Origin of the sequence: Streptomyces tubercidicus (assembly GCF_027497495.1) — a bacterium.
GTDB classification, from domain to species: domain Bacteria; phylum Actinomycetota; class Actinomycetes; order Streptomycetales; family Streptomycetaceae; genus Streptomyces; species Streptomyces tubercidicus.
In genome coordinates this window covers 6,085,349-6,102,587 of sequence record NZ_CP114205.1, presented here as the reverse complement: position 1 = coordinate 6,102,587, position 17,239 = coordinate 6,085,349, and the positions used below count along the sequence as shown (strand labels likewise).

12 protein-coding genes are annotated in these 17,239 nt (G+C 72.3%); 4 read left to right on the top strand and 8 right to left on the bottom strand.

Going from position 1 to position 17,239, the window contains the following annotated elements:
* Positions 1 to 2 precede the first annotated feature (2 nt).
* From ftsW to rsmH, 8 genes are all read right to left on the bottom strand, one after another.
* Positions 3 to 1,343 carry a putative lipid II flippase FtsW gene (ftsW, locus tag STRTU_RS26590; RefSeq protein ID WP_159746549.1) on the bottom strand — a complete coding sequence of 447 codons (1,341 nt, stop codon included), beginning with the start codon at positions 1,341 to 1,343 and terminating at the stop codon, positions 3 to 5.
* A 60-nt stretch (positions 1,344 to 1,403) separates the two neighbouring features.
* Positions 1,404 to 2,858, bottom strand: coding sequence for a UDP-N-acetylmuramoyl-L-alanine--D-glutamate ligase (gene murD, locus STRTU_RS26585; protein WP_159746548.1), 1,455 nt, complete (start codon positions 2,856 to 2,858; stop codon positions 1,404 to 1,406).
* On the bottom strand, positions 2,855 to 3,919 hold the full coding sequence (mraY, locus tag STRTU_RS26580; protein WP_042162194.1) for a phospho-N-acetylmuramoyl-pentapeptide-transferase: 1,065 nt from the start codon (positions 3,917 to 3,919) through the stop codon (positions 2,855 to 2,857). The genes murD and mraY overlap by 4 nt, the downstream gene beginning before the upstream one ends.
* Before the next feature lie 5 nt (positions 3,920 to 3,924).
* Positions 3,925 to 5,373 (bottom strand): UDP-N-acetylmuramoyl-tripeptide--D-alanyl-D-alanine ligase, encoded by a 1,449-nt coding sequence (locus tag STRTU_RS26575; RefSeq protein WP_159746547.1) that lies wholly within the window; start codon positions 5,371 to 5,373, stop codon positions 3,925 to 3,927.
* Positions 5,374 to 5,435: 62 nt separating this feature from the next.
* Positions 5,436 to 7,271: a Mur ligase family protein gene (locus tag STRTU_RS26570; protein ID WP_371873660.1), complete on the bottom strand. Its 1,836-nt coding sequence runs from the start codon at positions 7,269 to 7,271 to the stop codon at positions 5,436 to 5,438.
* An 18-nt stretch (positions 7,272 to 7,289) separates the two neighbouring features.
* Positions 7,290 to 9,296: a peptidoglycan D,D-transpeptidase FtsI family protein gene (locus tag STRTU_RS26565; protein ID WP_159746546.1), complete on the bottom strand. Its 2,007-nt coding sequence runs from the start codon at positions 9,294 to 9,296 to the stop codon at positions 7,290 to 7,292.
* Positions 9,297 to 9,303: 7 nt separating this feature from the next.
* On the bottom strand, positions 9,304 to 9,921 hold the full coding sequence (ftsL, locus tag STRTU_RS26560) for a cell division protein FtsL (protein ID WP_159746545.1): 618 nt from the start codon (positions 9,919 to 9,921) through the stop codon (positions 9,304 to 9,306).
* A complete protein-coding gene (rsmH, locus tag STRTU_RS26555) occupies positions 9,918 to 10,886 on the bottom strand; it encodes a 16S rRNA (cytosine(1402)-N(4))-methyltransferase RsmH (protein ID WP_159746544.1) in 969 nt (322 codons plus the stop codon). The genes ftsL and rsmH overlap by 4 nt, the downstream gene beginning before the upstream one ends.
* A gap of 506 nt (positions 10,887 to 11,392) precedes the next feature.
* On the opposite strand from rsmH, the gene STRTU_RS26550 reads away from it, so the two are divergent.
* From STRTU_RS26550 to STRTU_RS26535, 4 genes are all read left to right on the top strand, one after another.
* Positions 11,393 to 11,953 (top strand): beta-class carbonic anhydrase, encoded by a 561-nt coding sequence (locus tag STRTU_RS26550; protein WP_159746543.1) that lies wholly within the window; start codon positions 11,393 to 11,395, stop codon positions 11,951 to 11,953.
* Positions 11,954 to 12,182: 229 nt separating this feature from the next.
* On the top strand, positions 12,183 to 13,274 hold the full coding sequence (locus tag STRTU_RS26545) for an AAA family ATPase (RefSeq protein WP_371873659.1): 1,092 nt from the start codon (positions 12,183 to 12,185) through the stop codon (positions 13,272 to 13,274).
* Positions 13,274 to 14,626 (top strand): DUF58 domain-containing protein, encoded by a 1,353-nt coding sequence (locus STRTU_RS26540; RefSeq protein WP_159746541.1) that lies wholly within the window; start codon positions 13,274 to 13,276, stop codon positions 14,624 to 14,626. The genes STRTU_RS26545 and STRTU_RS26540 overlap by 1 nt, the downstream gene beginning before the upstream one ends.
* Positions 14,623 to 17,058: a transglutaminase TgpA family protein gene (locus STRTU_RS26535; RefSeq protein ID WP_159746540.1), complete on the top strand. Its 2,436-nt coding sequence runs from the start codon at positions 14,623 to 14,625 to the stop codon at positions 17,056 to 17,058. Before STRTU_RS26540 ends, STRTU_RS26535 begins: the two co-directional genes overlap by 4 nt.
* The last annotated feature ends 181 nt before the right edge of the window (positions 17,059 to 17,239 follow it).

Sequence of the window (17,239 nt, the reverse complement as noted above, 5' to 3'; positions counted from 1 at the left end):
ATTCACCGCTCTCCGGACGGCCGCTTCTTGACGCGCCGTCTCATCGTCTTCCATCTCACCCCAGCCTGCCTCCTGCCGAAGACCGGCTGCCGCATGGCCAACGCCGCCCGTGCAGCGGGCTCGTCACGCGCGAAGGCGATCAAGAGTCCGATGGCGAACATCGTCGGCAGCAGGGCGGAGCCTCCGTAGGAGAACAGCGGGAGCGGGACTCCGGCGATCGGCAACAGGCCGAGCACCGCACCGATGTTGATCACGGCCTGGGCCGTGATCCAGGTGGTCACGCCTCCCGCTGCGTACCGTACGAAGGGGTCCTCCGTGCGTCCGGCCACGCGGATACCCGCATAGCCTAGAGCCGCGAAGAGGGCGAGGACCGACAGCGTCCCCGCCAGACCCAGTTCCTCCCCGGTGATGGCGAAGATGAAGTCGGTGTGCGGTTCCGGGAGTTCACCCCATTTTTCCATACTCGCGCCCAGGCCGGAACCGAAGAATCCGCCGGACGCCAGGGCATAGATGCCGTGCACGGCCTGCCAGCACTGATCACCGGGCCCCGGATCGGTCGCTCCGATGCAGGCCAGCCGGGACATCCGGTTGGCGCTGGTCTTGATCAGCAGCGCCCCGATCAGGGTGGCGGCGCCCAGCACCCCCACGAACAGCCTGGTCGGCGCCCCGGCCAGCCACAGCAGGCCGAAGAGGATCGCCGTGAGAATGATCGCGGTCCCCATGTCACCGCCGAGCATGATCAGCCCGAGCAGCAGGAACGCCACCGGGATCAGCGGCACCAGCAGATGCTTCCACTGCACCAGCAGCCTTTTGTCCTGTTTGCGGGCCAGCAGATCGGCGCCCCACAGCACCAGCGCGAGCTTGGCGAACTCGCTCGGTTGCATCTGGAAAGGTCCGCCGAGGCTGATCCAGTTCTGGTTTCCGTTGACCGCGACCCCTATGCCCGGAATCTGCACCAGGCACATCAGGAAGACCGAGACGGCGAGCAGCGGATAGGCCAGCCCGCGGTGCAGCCGTACCGTCATCCGGGAGGCGGCCAGCAGCAGCCCGCCGCCGAGGACGGCGGCCAGCAGCTGCTTGCGGAAGAAGAACGTCGGGGCGAGACCGGACTGCAGCGCCTTGATCTGGGACGCCGAGTAGACCATCACCAGCCCCAGGACGGTGATCAGCAGGCTGCCGCCGAGGATCAGGTAGTACGCGGTCAGCGGGCGGTCCCAGGCCCGTCTCAGCCGGATGTGGAGCCCCCGGGGGCCGCCCGGGGTGCGGCCCCCGCGCGGTCTGCGCGCCGTGGAGGGCCGGCGCGCCGGACGCGGCGTGGCCGGCTTCGCCGATCGGGCCGTCATCCTCGTCCCCTCCACAGGTGCGCTCGCCGCCGGCGCTCGGCGACAGCGGGGAGAAACGGTCTAGTGATCCCGTGCGGTCAGGTCACCGACCGCTTCGGCGAAGGCATCGCCCCGCTTGTTGTAATTGACGAACATGTCCATCGAGGCACAGGCCGGGGCCAGCAGGACGGTGTCGCCGGGCTCGGCCAGCCGGGCCGCTTCCCGGACCGCCTCGGACATCGCCCCAGTGTCGGTCCGGTCGAGGTCGACCACCGGCACATCGGGGGCGTGTCGCGCCAGGGCTTCCCGGATCAGCGCCCGATCGGCGCCGATCAGCACCGCCCCGCGGAGCCGGGCCGCCGACTTCTGCACCAGCTCGTCGAAGGTCGCGCCCTTGGCGAGGCCGCCGGCGATCCACACGATGTGCTCGTAGGCCGCCAACGACGCCTCGGCGGCGTGGGTGTTGGTGGCCTTGGAGTCGTCGATATAGGTGACGCCGTCGCGCTCCGCGACGATCTGGATGCGGTGCGCGTCCGGGTGGAAGGCGCGCAGTCCGTCGCGTACGGCTGCCGGGCGGACGCCGAAGGCACGGGCCAGCGCCGCCGCCGCGAGGGCGTTGGCGATGTTGTGCGGGGCGGGGGTCCCGGAGCCGGGGGCGATATCGGAGACCTCGGCGAGCTCCTGGGCCTGCTTCTGCCGGTTCTCCACGAAGGCGCGGTCGACGAGGATGCCGTCGACGACGCCGAGTTGGGAGGGGCCGGGGGTGCCGAGGGTGAAGCCGATGGCGCGGCAGCCCTCCTCGACGTCCGCCTCGCGCACCAGGTCCTCGGTGGCCTTGTCGGCCGCGTTGTAGACGCAGGCGACGGTGTTGCCCTCGTAGATCCGGCCCTTGTCGGCGGCGTACGCCTCCATGGAGCCGTGCCAGTCGAGGTGGTCGGGGGCGAGGTTGAGGACGGCCGCGGAGTGCGCCCGTACGGAGGGCGCCCAGTGCAGCTGGTAGCTGGAGAGCTCGACGGCGAGCACGTCGTAGGGGGGCTCGCCGTCCTTGCCCTGCCCCAGGACGACATCGATGATCGGGGTGCCGATGTTGCCGACGGCCAGGGTGCGCAGTCCCTCGGCGGCCAGGATCGAGGCCAGCATCCGCACGGTGGTGGTCTTGCCGTTGGTGCCGGTGATCCCGAGCCAGGCCGCGGCGCCGGGTCCGCGCAGCCGCCAGGCGATCTCCACATCGCCGACGACATCGACGCCCGCCGCCGCGGCCGCCGCGAACAGCGGGCTGTCCGGCTTCCAGCCGGGCGAGGTGACGACGAGCTCTGTCCCCTCGGGGAGGGTGTCGCCGTCGCCGAGGCGGACGGTGATCCCCTCCGCCGTCAGTTCCCGCGCCGCGGCGCGCTGCTTGTCGCCGTCGCCGCCGTCCACGACGGTGACATGGGCGCCGAGGCCGGCCAGCGCGCGGGCGGCACTGATGCCGCTCACGCCCAGGCCGGCGACGGTGAGGTGCTGACCGGCGAAGTCCGCCGGGCCCTGGGTGGTCACTTTGCTGCCTGCCAGCCGCCGTAGAAGATGCCGAGTCCCACGATGACGCACATGCCCTGGATGATCCAGAACCGCACCACCACAAGGACTTCGGACCACCCCTTGAGTTCGAAGTGGTGCTGGAGTGGCGCCATCCGGAAGACCCGCTTGCCGGTCAGCCGGAACGAGCCGACCTGGATCACCACGGACATCGTGATCAGGACGAAGAGACCGCCGAGGATGGCCAGCAGCAGCTCCGTACGGGAGCAGATGGCCAGACCGGCGAGCGCACCGCCCAGGGCCAGCGAGCCGGTGTCACCCATGAAGATCTTGGCGGGCGAGGTGTTCCACCACAGGAAGCCGAAGCAGGCGCCCATCAGCGCGGAGGCCACCACCGCGAGGTCGAGCGGATCGCGGACCTCGTAACAGCCCGGCCCGGCGGTGATCTGGTTGGCGCACGACTCCTGGTGCTGCCAGATGCCGATGAAGGTGTACGCGCCGAAGACCATCACCGAGGCGCCGGTGGCGAGGCCGTCGAGGCCGTCGGTGAGGTTCACGCCGTTGGACATCGCCAGGATCATGAACAGCGCCCAGATCACGAAGATCACCGGGCCGATCTGCCAGCCGAAGTCCTGGGTGAAGGAGAGCCGGTCGGACGCCGGGGTCTGCCCGCGCAGATCGGCGAACTGCAGCGAGAGCACCGCGAAGGCGATACCGACGATCAGCTGGCCGGCCATCTTCGCCTTGGCCCGCAGGCCCAGCGAACGCTGCTTGACGATCTTGATGTAGTCGTCGAGAAAGCCGACCAGGCCCATGCCCGCGAACAGGAACAGCACCAGTACGCCCGAGAAGGTCGGATCGCTGGAGGTGATCACCTTCGTCACGGCGTAGGCGATGATCGTGGCCAGGATGAAGGAGATACCGCCCATGGTGGGCGTGCCCTTCTTGCTGCCGTGGGTCCGCGGGCCGTCATCGCGGATGAACTGCCCGTACCCCTTCTTGGCCAGCAGCTTGATCAGCAGCGGGGTGCCGATCAAGGTCAGGAAGAGCCCGATCATTCCGGAGAAGAGGATCTGCTTCATCGAGTTCATCGGGACGCGGCTCCGCCCTCGGCGCCCGCGGCGCCTGGCATGCCGTCATCCAGCAAAGCTGCGGCGACCCGCTCCAGCCCCACCGACCTGGACGCCTTCACCAGCACGACATCTCCCGGCCGCAGCTCGCTGCGCAACAGGTCGACCGCTGCCCGCGTGTCGGACACGTGCACCGACTCCTCACCCCACGAACCCTCGTTCTTGGCGCCCATGTCGAGCCAGGCCGCTTCCCTGCCGCCGACTGCCACGAGCTTGCTGACGTTGAGCCGGACGGCCAGCCGTCCGACCGCGTCGTGTTCGGCGAGTGACTCCTCGCCGAGCTCAGCCATCTCACCGAGCACCGCCCACGTACGAGCGCCCGTCGCCTTGCCGGCTGCGCCCATCGCGACCAGCGCACGCAGCGCCGCTCGCATGGACTCGGGATTCGCGTTGTAGGCGTCGTTGACGATCCGCACGCCGTCCGCGCGCTCGGTGACCTCCATACGCCAGCGGGAGAGCGTGCCGGCTTCGGAGAGCGCGGTGGCGATCTCGTCTGCGGGCATGCCCAACTCATGGGCTACGGCGGCCGCGGCGAGCGCGTTCGACACGTGGTGCTCACCGTACAGCCGCATGGTCACATCGCTGCACCCGGAGGGTGTGCGAAGCGTAAAGGCGGGCTGACCAAGATCCGTGAGCCGGACATTCTCGGCACGTACGGCGGCCTCCTCGGCCTCACCGAACAGGATCGTGCGGGCCCGGGTGCGCGGAACCATGCTGCGGACGTACGGGTCATCGGCGTTGAGCACCGCGATCCCGCCGTCCTCGGCCGGGGGCAGCGCCTCGACGAGTTCACCCTTGGCCAGGGCGATCTGCTCACGGCCGCCGAACTCGCCGATGTGCGCGCTGCCGACGTTCAGCACCACACCGATCCTCGGCGGGGTCAGCCCGGCGAGGTAGCGGATGTGGCCGACGCCGCGGGCGCCCATCTCCAGGACGAGATGGCGGGTGGTCTCATCGGCCCTCAGGGCGGTCAGCGGCAGCCCGATCTCGTTGTTGAGGTTTCCCTCGGGCCAGACCGTCGGGCCGTGGCGCTGCAGCAGCTGGGCGATCAGGTCCTTGGTGCTGGTCTTGCCGGCCGAGCCGGTGAGGCCCACGACGGTGGTGCCCAGACGGGCGACCACGGCGCGGGCGAGCGCACCGAGGGCGGCGACCACGTCGTCGACGACGATCGCGGGGACGCCGAGCGGGCGGGCGGCCAGAACGGCCACCGCACCGGCCTCCACGGCGCCCTTGGCGAAGTCGTGGCCGTCGACGCGATCACCGGCGAAGGCCACGAACAGCGCGCCGGGGCCCACCGCCCGGGAGTCCGCCACGACCGGTCCGGTCACCCGGCGGCCGTCGTCCGGTATGTCGTGCTGCTGCCCTCCGACGATGCTCGCGATCTCGGCGAGCGACAGGGAGATCACAGGTCACCCCCGGCACAGGGCGGGCGGTGACGGTAACGGGGTTGTGCGCGCATGGCGGTGTGTCATCCCTGGTGGTTCGGCTGCGGTGACTGCTGCGACTGCGGTGACTTCAACGAGTCCTCGATGGCACCGCGCAGCACCTGGCGGTCGTCGAAGGGGCGGACCACTCCGGCGATGTCCTGGCCCTGCTCGTGGCCCTTGCCCGCGACGATCACGGTGTCCCCGGGCTCGGCGCGGGCGACGGCGGCGGCGATGGCGGCGGCGCGCTCTTCTTCGACGAGCACCGTGCCGCGTTCATGAATGGGGACCTCCGCGGCGCCCGCGAGCATGGTGGCGAGGATCGCGAGGGGGTCCTCGCCGCGCGGGTTGTCGGAGGTCAGTACGGCCGTGTCGGCGAGCCGGGCCACCGCGGCACCCATCGGGGCGCGCTTGTGCGGGTCACGGTCGCCGCCGCAGCCGAGGACGGCGTGCAGCTTGCCCTCGGTGACCTTGCGCAGCGCGCGCAGAACCGATTCGACAGCGTCCGTCTTGTGCGCGTAGTCGACCACCGCCAGATACGGCTGTCCGGCGTCGATGCGCTCCAGGCGGCCGGGGACACCGGGCACCGCGGCGACCCCGTCGGCCGCGGTCTGCGGGTCGATACCGGCGACGACCAGCGAGACGATCGCGGCGAGCGCGTTGGCGACGTTGAACGGGCCGGCGATCGGGGAGGCGGCGCGCAGGGTGACGCCGTCCGGGCCGTGCACGGTGAAGGTCGAGCCGAGGGTGCCGACCTCGACGTCGGAGGCCCGCCAGTCGGCGTCGGGGTGGCCCTCCGCGGAGAAGGTGGTGACCGGGACCTCGGACTCGCCCTCGGCCAGCCGCCTGCCGTACTCGTCGTCGAGGTTGACGACACCGGCGCGGCTGCGGGCCTTGGTGAAGAGCTGGGCCTTGGCCTGGAAGTAGTCCTCCATGCCGGAGTGGAACTCCATGTGCTCCGGGCTGAGGTTGTTGAAGATCGCGACGTCGAAGACGCAGCCGTCGACCCGGCCGAGGACCAGGGCGTGGCTGGAGACCTCCATGGCGACCGCGCGGACGCCTCGCTCGCGCATCACCGCGAACAGCGCCTGGAGGTCGGTGGCCTCGGGGGTGGTGCGCTCGGACTTGATGCGCTCGTCGCCGATACGGGTCTCGACGGTGCCGATCAGGCCGGTGAGGCCCGCCCGTCGCCCGCCACCGCCCTGATCGGTCTGCGCTTCGCGCAGGCCCCCCTCTTCGGGGCGCTGCGCGGCGGCTGCCCGCAGCCCGCCCTCGATGAGGTAGGCGGTGGTGGTCTTGCCGGAGGTGCCGGTGATGCCGATCTGGAGGAGGTCCTCCCCCGGCGCGCCGTAGATGGAGACGGCCAGCGCGCCCATCCGTGCGCGCGGGTTGTCGACGACCAGGACCGGCAGGCCGGTCGCGGCGGCACGCTCGGCGCCCGACGGGTCGGTCAGCACCGCCGCGGCGCCCAGGTCGGCGGCCTGGGCGACGAAGTCGGCACCGTGCAGCCGGGCGCCGGGCAGCGCCGCGTAGACGTCACCGGGGCGGACCGCCCGGGAGTCATGGGTGATGCCGGTGACCATCACGGGCTGCGCGGCATCGGCGGCTCCGGGACGGCCGGCTTCCGGGGCCGGGCTTCCCAGCTGCTCGGCGAGGTCCGCCAGGGGGGTGGGGCGGACCCGTTCAGGGCGCGGGGCGCCCGGATACGTACCGGACCCGCCCTTCTCGGCGTGCTGGGCTTTCGGGGACTGATCAGCGTGTGACACGGCGGTGAGCGTACCGGGCACCACCGGCCCGGGGCGAAGTGAGGGCCGTGGGGAGGAGCAGTTTCCGGGAACGGGGGTGCCGTCGGGGGTGCCGTCGGGGGTGATGGTCGTCACGGCGGAATTGCCTCGATTTCATTGGCCTGGCGTGAAGGTGACCGGCAGCCGTGGGGGCTTGGCGCCGGTCGGCGGGACCTGGAGGGTTTTCAGCGCGAAGGCCATGACCTGCTGGTAGATCGGGCCGCAGACCTGGCCGCCGAAGTAGCTGCCCGTCGTCGGGTTCTGGACGGCGCAGTAGACCGTGATGCGGGGTTTGTCGGCGGGGGCGAAGCCGGCGAAGGAGGCGGTGTAGCCGTGGTAGCGGCCGGTCCTGGGGTCCACCCGGTTGGACGTGCCGGTCTTGCCGCCGACGCGGTAGCCGTCGATCTTCGCCTTCGCCCCGGTGCCCTCCTCGTCGTCCACCACGGATTCGAGCATGGTGGCCAGGGTGGCCGCGGTCTTCGGGCTGACCACCCTGGTCTTGGCGGGCTGTGGCGCCCGTACGTAGTGGCCGTCGGGCCCGGTGCTGCCGCGGACCAGTGTGGGGGCGATGCGCCGGCCCCCGTTGGCGATCGTGGAGTAGACGGAGGCGGCCTGTACGGCGTTGAGGGACAGCCCCTGGCCGAACGGGATGGTGAACTGCTGCGAGGTGTTCCAGTCCTGCGGCTTGGCCAGGATGCCGTCGGTCTCCCCGGGGAAGCCGAGCCCGGTCGGCCGGCCGATCCCGAACTTGCGCAGATAGGAGTAGAGGACCTGGTTGGCCTGGGGCTGGGTCCTGCCGAGCTGGCCGGTCGCGAGGATCGTGCCGATGTTGCTGGACTTGGCGAGCACACCGTTGAGCGTCAGATGCCAGGTCTCGTGGTCGACGTCGTCGGCGAAGAGCCGGTCGCCCCGGTGCAGCCGGTTGGGCACGGTGACCCGGGTGGCCGGGGTGGCGGCGCCCTCCTCCAGGACGGCGGCCATCGACATCACCTTGCTGGTCGACCCCGGCTCGAAGGCGTCGGACAGCGCGGCGTTGCCCAGTGCTTCCGGATCGGCCTTCGACACGTCATTGGGGTCGAACCCGGGCGCATTGGCGAGCGCCAGGATCTCCCCGGTACGGGTGTCCTGGACGACGACATAGCCGCGGTCGGCCCCGGATTTGGCGACCTGGTCGGTGATGGCCTGCTGGGCCGCCCACTGGATGTCGCGGTCGAGGGTCAGCTCCACGTCACTGCCGGGGACGGCGGGGTGCTCCTGGGTGTCGGCGGTGGGCACCCGGCGGCCGCCGGACTGGGCGTAGACGAGCTTGCCGTCCTTGCCTGCCAGCTGCTTGTCCAGGCGCGCCTCCAGCCCGCCGCCGCCTTTGCCGGCGCCGTTGACGAAGCCGAGCACACCGGCGGCGAGGTTCTTGTTGGGGTAGAGGCGCTTGCTGTGTTTGTCGGCGAAGATCCCGACAAGGACGTTGGGGCGGGGCGCGTTCTTGGGGGCGGCGGCCGCCCGGTCGTCGAGGGTGGTGCGCAGGTCCTTGATCTTCTTCCAGACCTGCGGGGACTGCTGCCGGGCGAGCAGGGCGTAGCGCGCCTCGGGGCGGTCGAGCTTCTTGGCCAGGGTGGCCTTGTCCGCGCCGAGAATCGGGGCGAGCAGCGCGGCGGCCCGCTGTGGGGCGTCGTCGATCCTGGTCTTGTCGCGCGCCAGCAGGCTTGGGTCGGCGGTGATGTCGTACGCGTCGACGGTGGTGGCCAGGTCCACGCCGTTGCGGTCGGTGATCGCACCGCGCTCGGCGGCCAGCTTGACCGGTACATAGCGGTTCTCGTTGGCCTTGGCGGCGAACGCCCCGGCGTCCACGGCCTGCACCTGGAAGAGCCGTACGACGAAGATCAGCATGATCAGCGTCAGCCCGAGGGAGACCAGCCGCAGCCGCGGCCGCGGACTGCCGAGCCGCAGTGCCGGGGGCCCGGAGCGGGGGCGTACGGGGCGGGTGCCCTGCCGGGGCGGTCCTGGCCGGGAGCCGGGCCGGGGTGCGGGGCGCTTGGCGGCGGGCGGACGGCCGGCCCCGCCGCCTGCCCGGCCGCCGCGCTGGGCGGGGCGCGGCACCCGGCGGGGGTCCCTGGGCTCGGTCATACCGCGTTCACCTGCCGGAGGTCGTCGGGGAGGGGCCGGCCGCGGTGCCGGGCGCGGGTGCGGTGGAGGCGCGCGAGGCGGACGAGTTCAGGGGGGCCTGGGCGGCCGGTTTGGCCGCCGTGCCCGGTGCGCTGTCCGGGCCCAGTACACCGGCCAGCGCCGGGACCGGTGGCGCCGCCGGGCGGGGCAGTGCGGTACGGGCGGCCGCGCCCGCCGGCGACGGTGTGGCGGAGCTGCTCAGCGGCGCCCCCTCCGGCCCGGCGACGCTCGGGCGGCCGCGGACCGTGCCGTCCGGGAGCAGGAACACCGGGGTGCCGCCGGGCACCATCCCCAGCTTCCGGGCGCGCCGCTCCAGCGCGCCCGGGGCGGAGTAGGCGTCCACCTCCTGCTGCAGCGCCTGCTGCTCATCCGTCAGCTCGTCGGTCTGCTTCTCCAGTTTGCTGAGCTCGAACGACCCTTGGTTGAGGGCGGAGTTGAGCAGCAGCAGGGTGATCAGGCCGGAGCCGAGGAGGACGACGATGAGCAGCACGAAGGGTGTGCGCGCCGCGGTGCCGCGGGCACCGGCGCCGGAGGGGAACAGCGCGGCGAGGCGTTTCTGTCTGCCGCGCGGCCCCTGGCCTTTCATGCGGTGTCCTCGACGTTCTCGCGGATGCGCTCCGCGCCGCGCAGCCGGGCGGGGGCGGCCCGGCGGTTCTCGGCGATCTCCTCCTCCGTGGGGAGTTCGGCGCCGCGGGTCAGTAGCTTGAGCCGGGGCTGGTAGCGCTCGGGGACCACCGGCAGGCCGGGGGGCGCCGTATTGGCCGCGCCGGCCGCGAAGACCTGCTTGACCAGGCGGTCCTCCAGGGAGTGATAGGCGAGTACGGCGATCCGGCCGCCGACCGCCAGCGCCTGCACGGCCGCCGGGATGGCCCGCTCCACGCTCGTCAGCTCCCCGTTGACCTCGATGCGCAGCGCCTGGAAGGTGCGCTTGGCGGGGTTGCCGCCGGTGCGCTTGGCGGCCTGCGGCAGCGCGTCACGGATCAGCTCGACCAGCCGCGCGCTGTTGGTGAACGGCTCCTTGGCGCGCTCCCGGACGACGGCCTCGACGATCCGCTTGGCCTGCTTCTCCTCCCCGTAGGAGCGCAGGATCCGGACCAGCTCACCGGGCGCGTACGTATTGAGGACATCCGCGGCGCTGATACCGGTCGACTGGTCCATCCGCATGTCCAGCGGGGCGTCCTGCGCGTACGCGAAACCGCGGTCGGCCTCGTCGAGCTGCATGGAGGAGACACCGAGGTCGAACAGCACACCCTGGACGCGGGGGGTCCCGAGCCGGTCGAGGACCTCGGGGAGCTCGTCGTAGACGGCGTGCACCAGGGTGGCGCGGTCTCCGTACGGGGCGAGCCGTTCGCCCGCCAGCTTCAGGGCGGACGGGTCACGGTCGAGGGCGATCAGCCGGGCCGCCGGGAAGGTGGACAGCAGTGCCTCGCTGTGCCCTCCGAGGCCGAGCGTGCAGTCGACGACGACCGCACCGGGCTCGGCGAGCGCGGGGGCGAGCAGGTCCAGACACCGCTGGAGCATGACGGGTACGTGGCGAGTGTTGCTGCTCATGCGACGGCCTCGCCGCGCTCGGCCCGCCTGCCGAAGCAGAGCGCGCACCTCTTCCTGATTCGCTCGCTACGCTCGCTCATGTGCCTTCCGATGGGCTGGGCGGCAGGTGGGGCCCCGGCCGCTGGCTGGGGGATGCCGCACGTACCGCTTGGTCCCCGCCCGCTCTGAAGGGGAAGTGGCCCTCCGGCGACGGGGAAGTGACGTCGGAAGACCATGGGAGCGGGAGGAGGCCGAGCCGTACGTACGGTGCGCGCACGCGAGGAATCCGGTATCCAAGGAGAGCGTCACGCCTCCCACTTCGCGCCACTTTAGTCCACCGGCTGCCCCGGTCAATCAACTGGTTCCGCGCGTCCTGCGGCGGCTTTCCCGCCGCCGTCGCCGCGGGCTTCTCACCCGGACGGCGGCGGGACGGACGGACCTGTGGGTTACCTCACAAGGAGTGACGATGACCCCTATGCCCGACCTCTCATGCAGCCGAAACGACCGGCGCCGATTACGGTGAAACCATGTCCATACCTGCGTCGCAGCCGCTGCCCCCCTCCGCCGACGGAGCCACCGTCCGTACCGGTGACACGGTCACCGACAGTCTTGTCGAGGCGAACAAGCGCTACGCCGCCGACTTCCGAGACCCCGGGATGGATGCCCGGCCGGTCCGCAAGGTCGCCGTCGTGTCCTGTATGGACGCCCGGATCGATCTGCATGCCGCCCTCGGCCTCGAACTCGGCGACTGCCACACCATCCGCAACGCCGGCGGCGTCGTCACCGACGACATCATCCGGTCCCTGACGATCAGCCAGCGCGCCCTCGGCACCCGCTCCGTCGTCCTCATCCACCACACCGGGTGCGGTCTGCTCAGCCTGACCGAGGACTTCCGCCACGACCTGGCGGCCGAGGTCGGACAGCGTCCCACCTGGGCGGTCGAGGCGTTCAAGGACCTCGACGAGGACGTCCGGCAGTCCATGCAGCGGGTGCGCACCTCTCCCTTCCTCCTGCACACCGACGATGTCCGCGGCTTCGTCTTCGACGTGACGACCGGTCTGCTGCGGGAGATCGACCCGCAGCGCTGACCCCGCCCCGTCTGCCCGGTCTCCGGGCGTGCCCGGAACGCCGGGTTCGCCGGGAAGGCCGGGCAATAACCTTGTGAGTTATCCACAGGTCATGACGCGAAGCCGCGCGGGCAGCAAGAATGCGTAGATGCCGTCGTCCCGGCCCCGGCCGGGTGCGACGCGCATGTTCGGGGTGGGCCGGGTCCGCAGAGGGGGCATCGGCCCGTGATACGGGGCCGAGGAGGGCCGAGTGACGGCGTATGACGAACGAGCGAGCCTTGGGGCTCCCCCGGCGCATGGGGGTCCCCCCGCCCGAGCGGAACCGAGGGTGGGGGAGGAGCCGAGCGCAGGGGGAGATCTGATCGCCACCGCGGAGCGGATTCACCGGTCGGTGGAGGAAGTGATCGAGGGCAAGCCGGAGGTCGTACGGCTCGCGCTGACCGTGCTGCTGGCCGAGGGACATCTGCTCATCGAGGATGTGCCCGGCGTCGGCAAGACCATGCTCGCCAAGGCGCTGGCCCGCTCCATCGACTGCTCGGTGCGGCGCATCCAGTTCACGCCCGATCTGCTGCCCTCCGACATCACCGGCGTCAGCATCTTCGACCAGCAGCGGCGGGACTTCGAGTTCAAGCCCGGCGCGATCTTCTCCCAGATCGTGATCGGCGACGAGATCAACCGCGCCTCGCCCAAGACCCAGTCGGCGCTCCTGGAGTCCATGGAGGAGCGCCAGGTGACGATGGACGGGCAGACCTACGAGCTGCCCGAGCCCTTCATGGTGGTCGCCACCCAGAACCCGGTGGAGATGGAGGGCACCTACCCGCTCCCCGAGGCGCAGCGGGACCGTTTCATGGCGCGGGTGTCGATCGGCTACCCCAGCCCGGCGGCCGAGCTGCAGATGCTGGATGTGCACGGCGGCGCCTCGCCCCTCGACGACCTCCAGCCGGTCGCGCACGCCCACGACATCGTGAAGCTGATCGACGCGGTGCGGACGGTCCATGTCGCCGACACGGTGCGCAGATACACCGTCGATCTGGTGGTGGCCACCCGCAGCCACCCCGAGCTGCGGCTCGGCGCCTCACCGCGGGCGACCCTGCATCTGCTGCGCGCCGCCAAGGCCGCGGCCGCGCTCCAGGGGCGGGAGTACACCCTCCCGGACGATGTCCAGTCGCTGGCCGTGCCGGTGCTCGCACACCGGCTGCTGCCCACGGCCCAGGCCCAGTTGAACCGCCGTACGGCCGAGCAGATCGTGCTGGAGATCCTCCAGCGCGTCCCGGTCCCCGAACCGTCCGCACAGCCGTGGCGGACGCCCGGCCAGCGGCCGCCCGGCGTACGGGGGTTGTGATGTCCGGTGGGGGGAGCGAGGGCGCTCCGGAGCGGGACGGGCTGCGGGCCGCTCTCGGGGGGCTGACGACCCGGGGCAGGTCGTTCCTGGCTGCCGGGGTGGCCGCCGCGGTGTGCTCCTACCTCCTGGGGCAGGCGGATCTGCTGCGGGTCGGTCTGCTGCTCGCCGCCCTCCCGCTGGTGTGCGTCGCGGTGCTGCACCGCACCCGCTACCGCGTCGCGGGCACCCGTACGCTCGCCCCCGCCCGGGTGCCCGCCACCACCGAATCCCGGGTGCGGCTGCGGATGGAGAACATCTCCCGGCTGCCGACGGGTGTGCTGATGCTCCAGGACCGGGTGCCGTACGTGCTCGGTCCCCGGCCGCGCTTCATCCTGGACCGGGTCGAGGCCGGCGGCCGCCGCGAGGTCTCCTACCGGGTCCGCTCCGACCTGCGCGGACGCTATCCGCTGGGGCCGCTTGAGCTGCGGCTCTCGGACCCGTTCGGAATGTGCGAGCTGACCCGCTCGTTCACTGCCTCCGACACCCTGACGGTCGTGCCGCGGGTCGAACCGCTCCCGGCCGTACGGCAGATGGGCGAGGCCGCCGGGTACGGCGAGGGGCGGCAGCACTCACCGGCACTGGCCGGGGAGGACGACGTCATTCCGCGCGGCTACCGGCACGGCGACGATCTGCGCCGCGTCCACTGGCGCTCCACCGCGCGCCATGGCGAACTGATGGTCCGCAGGGAGGAGCAGCCGCAGAAGGCGCGCTGCACGGTCCTGCTCGACACCCGCGAGACCGCCCACCCGGGCGCCGGCCCCGACTCGGCCTTCGAATGGGCGGTGGCGGGCGCCGCCTCCACCGCGGTGCATCTGCTGGAGCGCGGCTTCTCGGTGCGGCTGCTGACCGACACCGGCAGCTCGGTGCCGCGCCCCGACGGTGCCGGCAGCTTCGCCGGCGGCACCGACTCCGCCGACGCCGCCGGGCTGCTGCTGGACACCCTCGCCGTCGTGGAGCACTCCGCGGAGCGGGGCCTGTCGGCGGCGTACGACGTCCTGCGCGGCGGCAACGAAGGACTGCTGGTCGGCTTCTTCGGCGATCTGGACGAGGAGCAGGCGGCGGTCGCCGGGCGGATGCGGCAGCGCAGCGGCGCGGCCGTCGCCTTCGTCCTGGACGGCGACGCCTGGACGCAGGGCCCCGGCGGCATCAGATTCTCCGACGGCCAGGTCCCGGTGGCCGAACGCCTGCGGCTGCTGCGGCAGGCCGGCTGGACGGCGCTCCCGGTGCTGCCCGGGGACACCCTCGCCGCCCTGTGGCGCGCGGCGGCGGACCGTACGGGCGCCCCGGAGCCGGTGGCGGGAGGGCGGTCATGAGCGGCCGGGCGCGGCTGGCGGTGTGTGCGGCGGTGGCCACGCTGTGTGCCGCCGGTGCGCTGCTGCCGCTGGTGGAGCCGATCAGCTGGCTGATCCAGGCGGCGGTCCTGCTCGCCCTCGTGACGGGAGTGGGCGCGGCCGCCCGCCGGGTTCCGCTGGCCGGACCGCTGATCATCGGCGTCCAGCTCCTGGTCGGCGTGATGCTGCTGACCCTGCTCTTCACCCCGGCCGAGGCGATCCTCGGCCTGCTGCCGGGCCCGGACGCCCTCTCGGAATTCGGCAGGCTGGTGGAGACCGGTGTACGGGACGTGGGCCGGTACGCCACCCCCGCCCCCGTCACCCCCGGCATCCGGCTGCTGCTGATCGCCGGTGTGCTGGTGATCGGCCTGATCGTGGACGCGCTGGCGGTGACGTACCGCAGCGCCGCCCCCGCCGGTCTGCCGCTGCTCGCGCTCTACTCGGTGGCGGCGGGGCTGTCCCAGGGCGGCGCGGGCTGGCTGCGGTTCCTGATCGCGGCGGCCGGCTATCTGCTGCTCCTGCTGGCCGAGGGCCGGGACCGGCTCTCCCAGTGGGGCCGGGTGTTCCGCGGGGACACCGGGGCGGACCGGCCGGACCGCGCCGGCGGATTCGCCGCCCTCGGCGGCCCTGCCCTGGCCCCGGTCCGTACGGGCCGCCGGATCGGCGCGCTGGTCCTCGGGATCGCCCTGGTGGTGCCCGCCCTGCTGCCCTCCCTCGGCGGCGGGCTGTTCGGTACTTCCGGCAGCGGTTCGGGGCCCGGTGGCGGAGGCGGCACGATCTCCGCGGTGAACCCCCTGGTGTCGCTCCAGGACAGCCTCAACCAGCCCGAGGACCGGGAGGTCCTCAACTACCGCACGACCGCCACCGACACCCGCGACCTGTATCTGCGGATCGTCGCCCTCGACCAGTTCGACGGCACGACCTGGAAGCCGTCCGAGCGCACGGTCACGGACGTCCCCGAGCGGCTGCCCGACCCACCCGGCCTCAGCCCCGCGGTCGACCTCACCCGGGTCAACACCTCGGTCTCGACCGCCGAGTGGTACGCCCAGAACTGGCTGCCGCTCCCCTACCCGGCGTCCAAGGTCGACATCTCCGGGCGCTGGCGCTTCGAGCCCGAGGGCCGCACGCTCGTCGGGGACCGCGGACAGAACACCCACGGCCTCCAGTACCAGGTAGAGAGCCTGCAGGTGCGGCCCACCTCCCGGCAGCTGGCCGCCGCCCCGGCGCCCCCCGCCGATCTGCTGCGCGAGTACACCAAGGTCCCCCGCTCACTGCCCCCGGTGGTACGGAGCACCGCGCTCCGGGTCACTCGCGGCGCCCCGACCACCTACGCCAAGGCCGTCAAACTGCAGGACTGGTTCGCGCTCAACGGCGGCTTCAGCTACAACACGGCGGTCCGGGCCGGCAGCGGTTCCGAGGCCATCGCGCGGTTCCTGCGGCAGAAGGAGGGCTTCTGCGTCCACTTCTCGTTCTCGATGGCGGCGATGGCCCGGACGCTGGGAATCCCGGCCCGGGTGGCGGTCGGGTTCACCCCCGGCACCAAGAAGGCCGACGGCACGACGTCGGTGAATCTCAGGGACGCACACGCCTGGCCTGAGCTGTACTTCCAGGGCATCGGCTGGACCCGCTTCGAACCCACCCCGAGCCGCGGCAGCATCCCGGACTACGCGTACCCCGACACCCCGGACACCCGCGACCCGGGCAGCCCGGCGGCCCCCGAGCCCTCCCGGTCCACGGCCCCCTCGGACGGCCCGTCGGCGGCGCCGTCCTGTGGCCCCGACGAGCGGCGGTCCGGCTCCGGTTCGGCCTGTGTCTCCCCGCACGAGGAGTCCGGCGCCCGCCCACCGGACGACGGCTCGTTCCCGTGGACGATCGTCGCCATGGCGCCAGCCGTGCCGCTCGTGCTGCTGCTGCCCGTGGGCCCACTCCTGTGGCGCAGACGCATACGCGCCATACGCCTGGCGGACCCGGACGGCGACGACCCCACGGCGGGCACCCTCGCCGCCTGGCGGGAGCTGCTGGACACCGCCTGGGACTTCGGGATCCTCCCGGACGAGTCGCTGACCCCGCGCAAGGCCGCCGCGCGCATCATCCGCCTCGGAGATCTGCAACCGGAGCCCGCCGCGGCCGCCCGCCGCGTCGCGGCGGCGGTCGAGCAGGTGCTGTACGCCCCGCACCCCCAGCCGGTGTCCGGCCTCGCCCCGGACGTACAGCAGGTACGGGCCGGGTTGCGCGCGGGCGCAAGCCGTGGTCTGCGGATACGTGCCCAGCTCGCCCCGCGCTCCGCGGCACGGCTCCGCTGGGCCTGGTCGGCCCGCTGCTCGGCACTGCTGCTCCGGTGCCGCACCAGCCGCCCGGTGGCCGCGGCCCGGCGCGCACTGGCCGCCCTCCGGCCGGGCCCGCGACGGGCCTGACCACACGCCAAAAGACGGCACGCCAAAAAGTGCTGGGGCCGCCCGAAAGGATCGGGCGGCCCCAGCACATGAGGTCTTCCGGCGCCACCGGAGAACGCGATGACGTACCGAGGGGCGGAAATCAAACGAGATCCAACGGACCCGCCGGAGGACGAACTGCGGGCCGGAGACAGCGAACAGC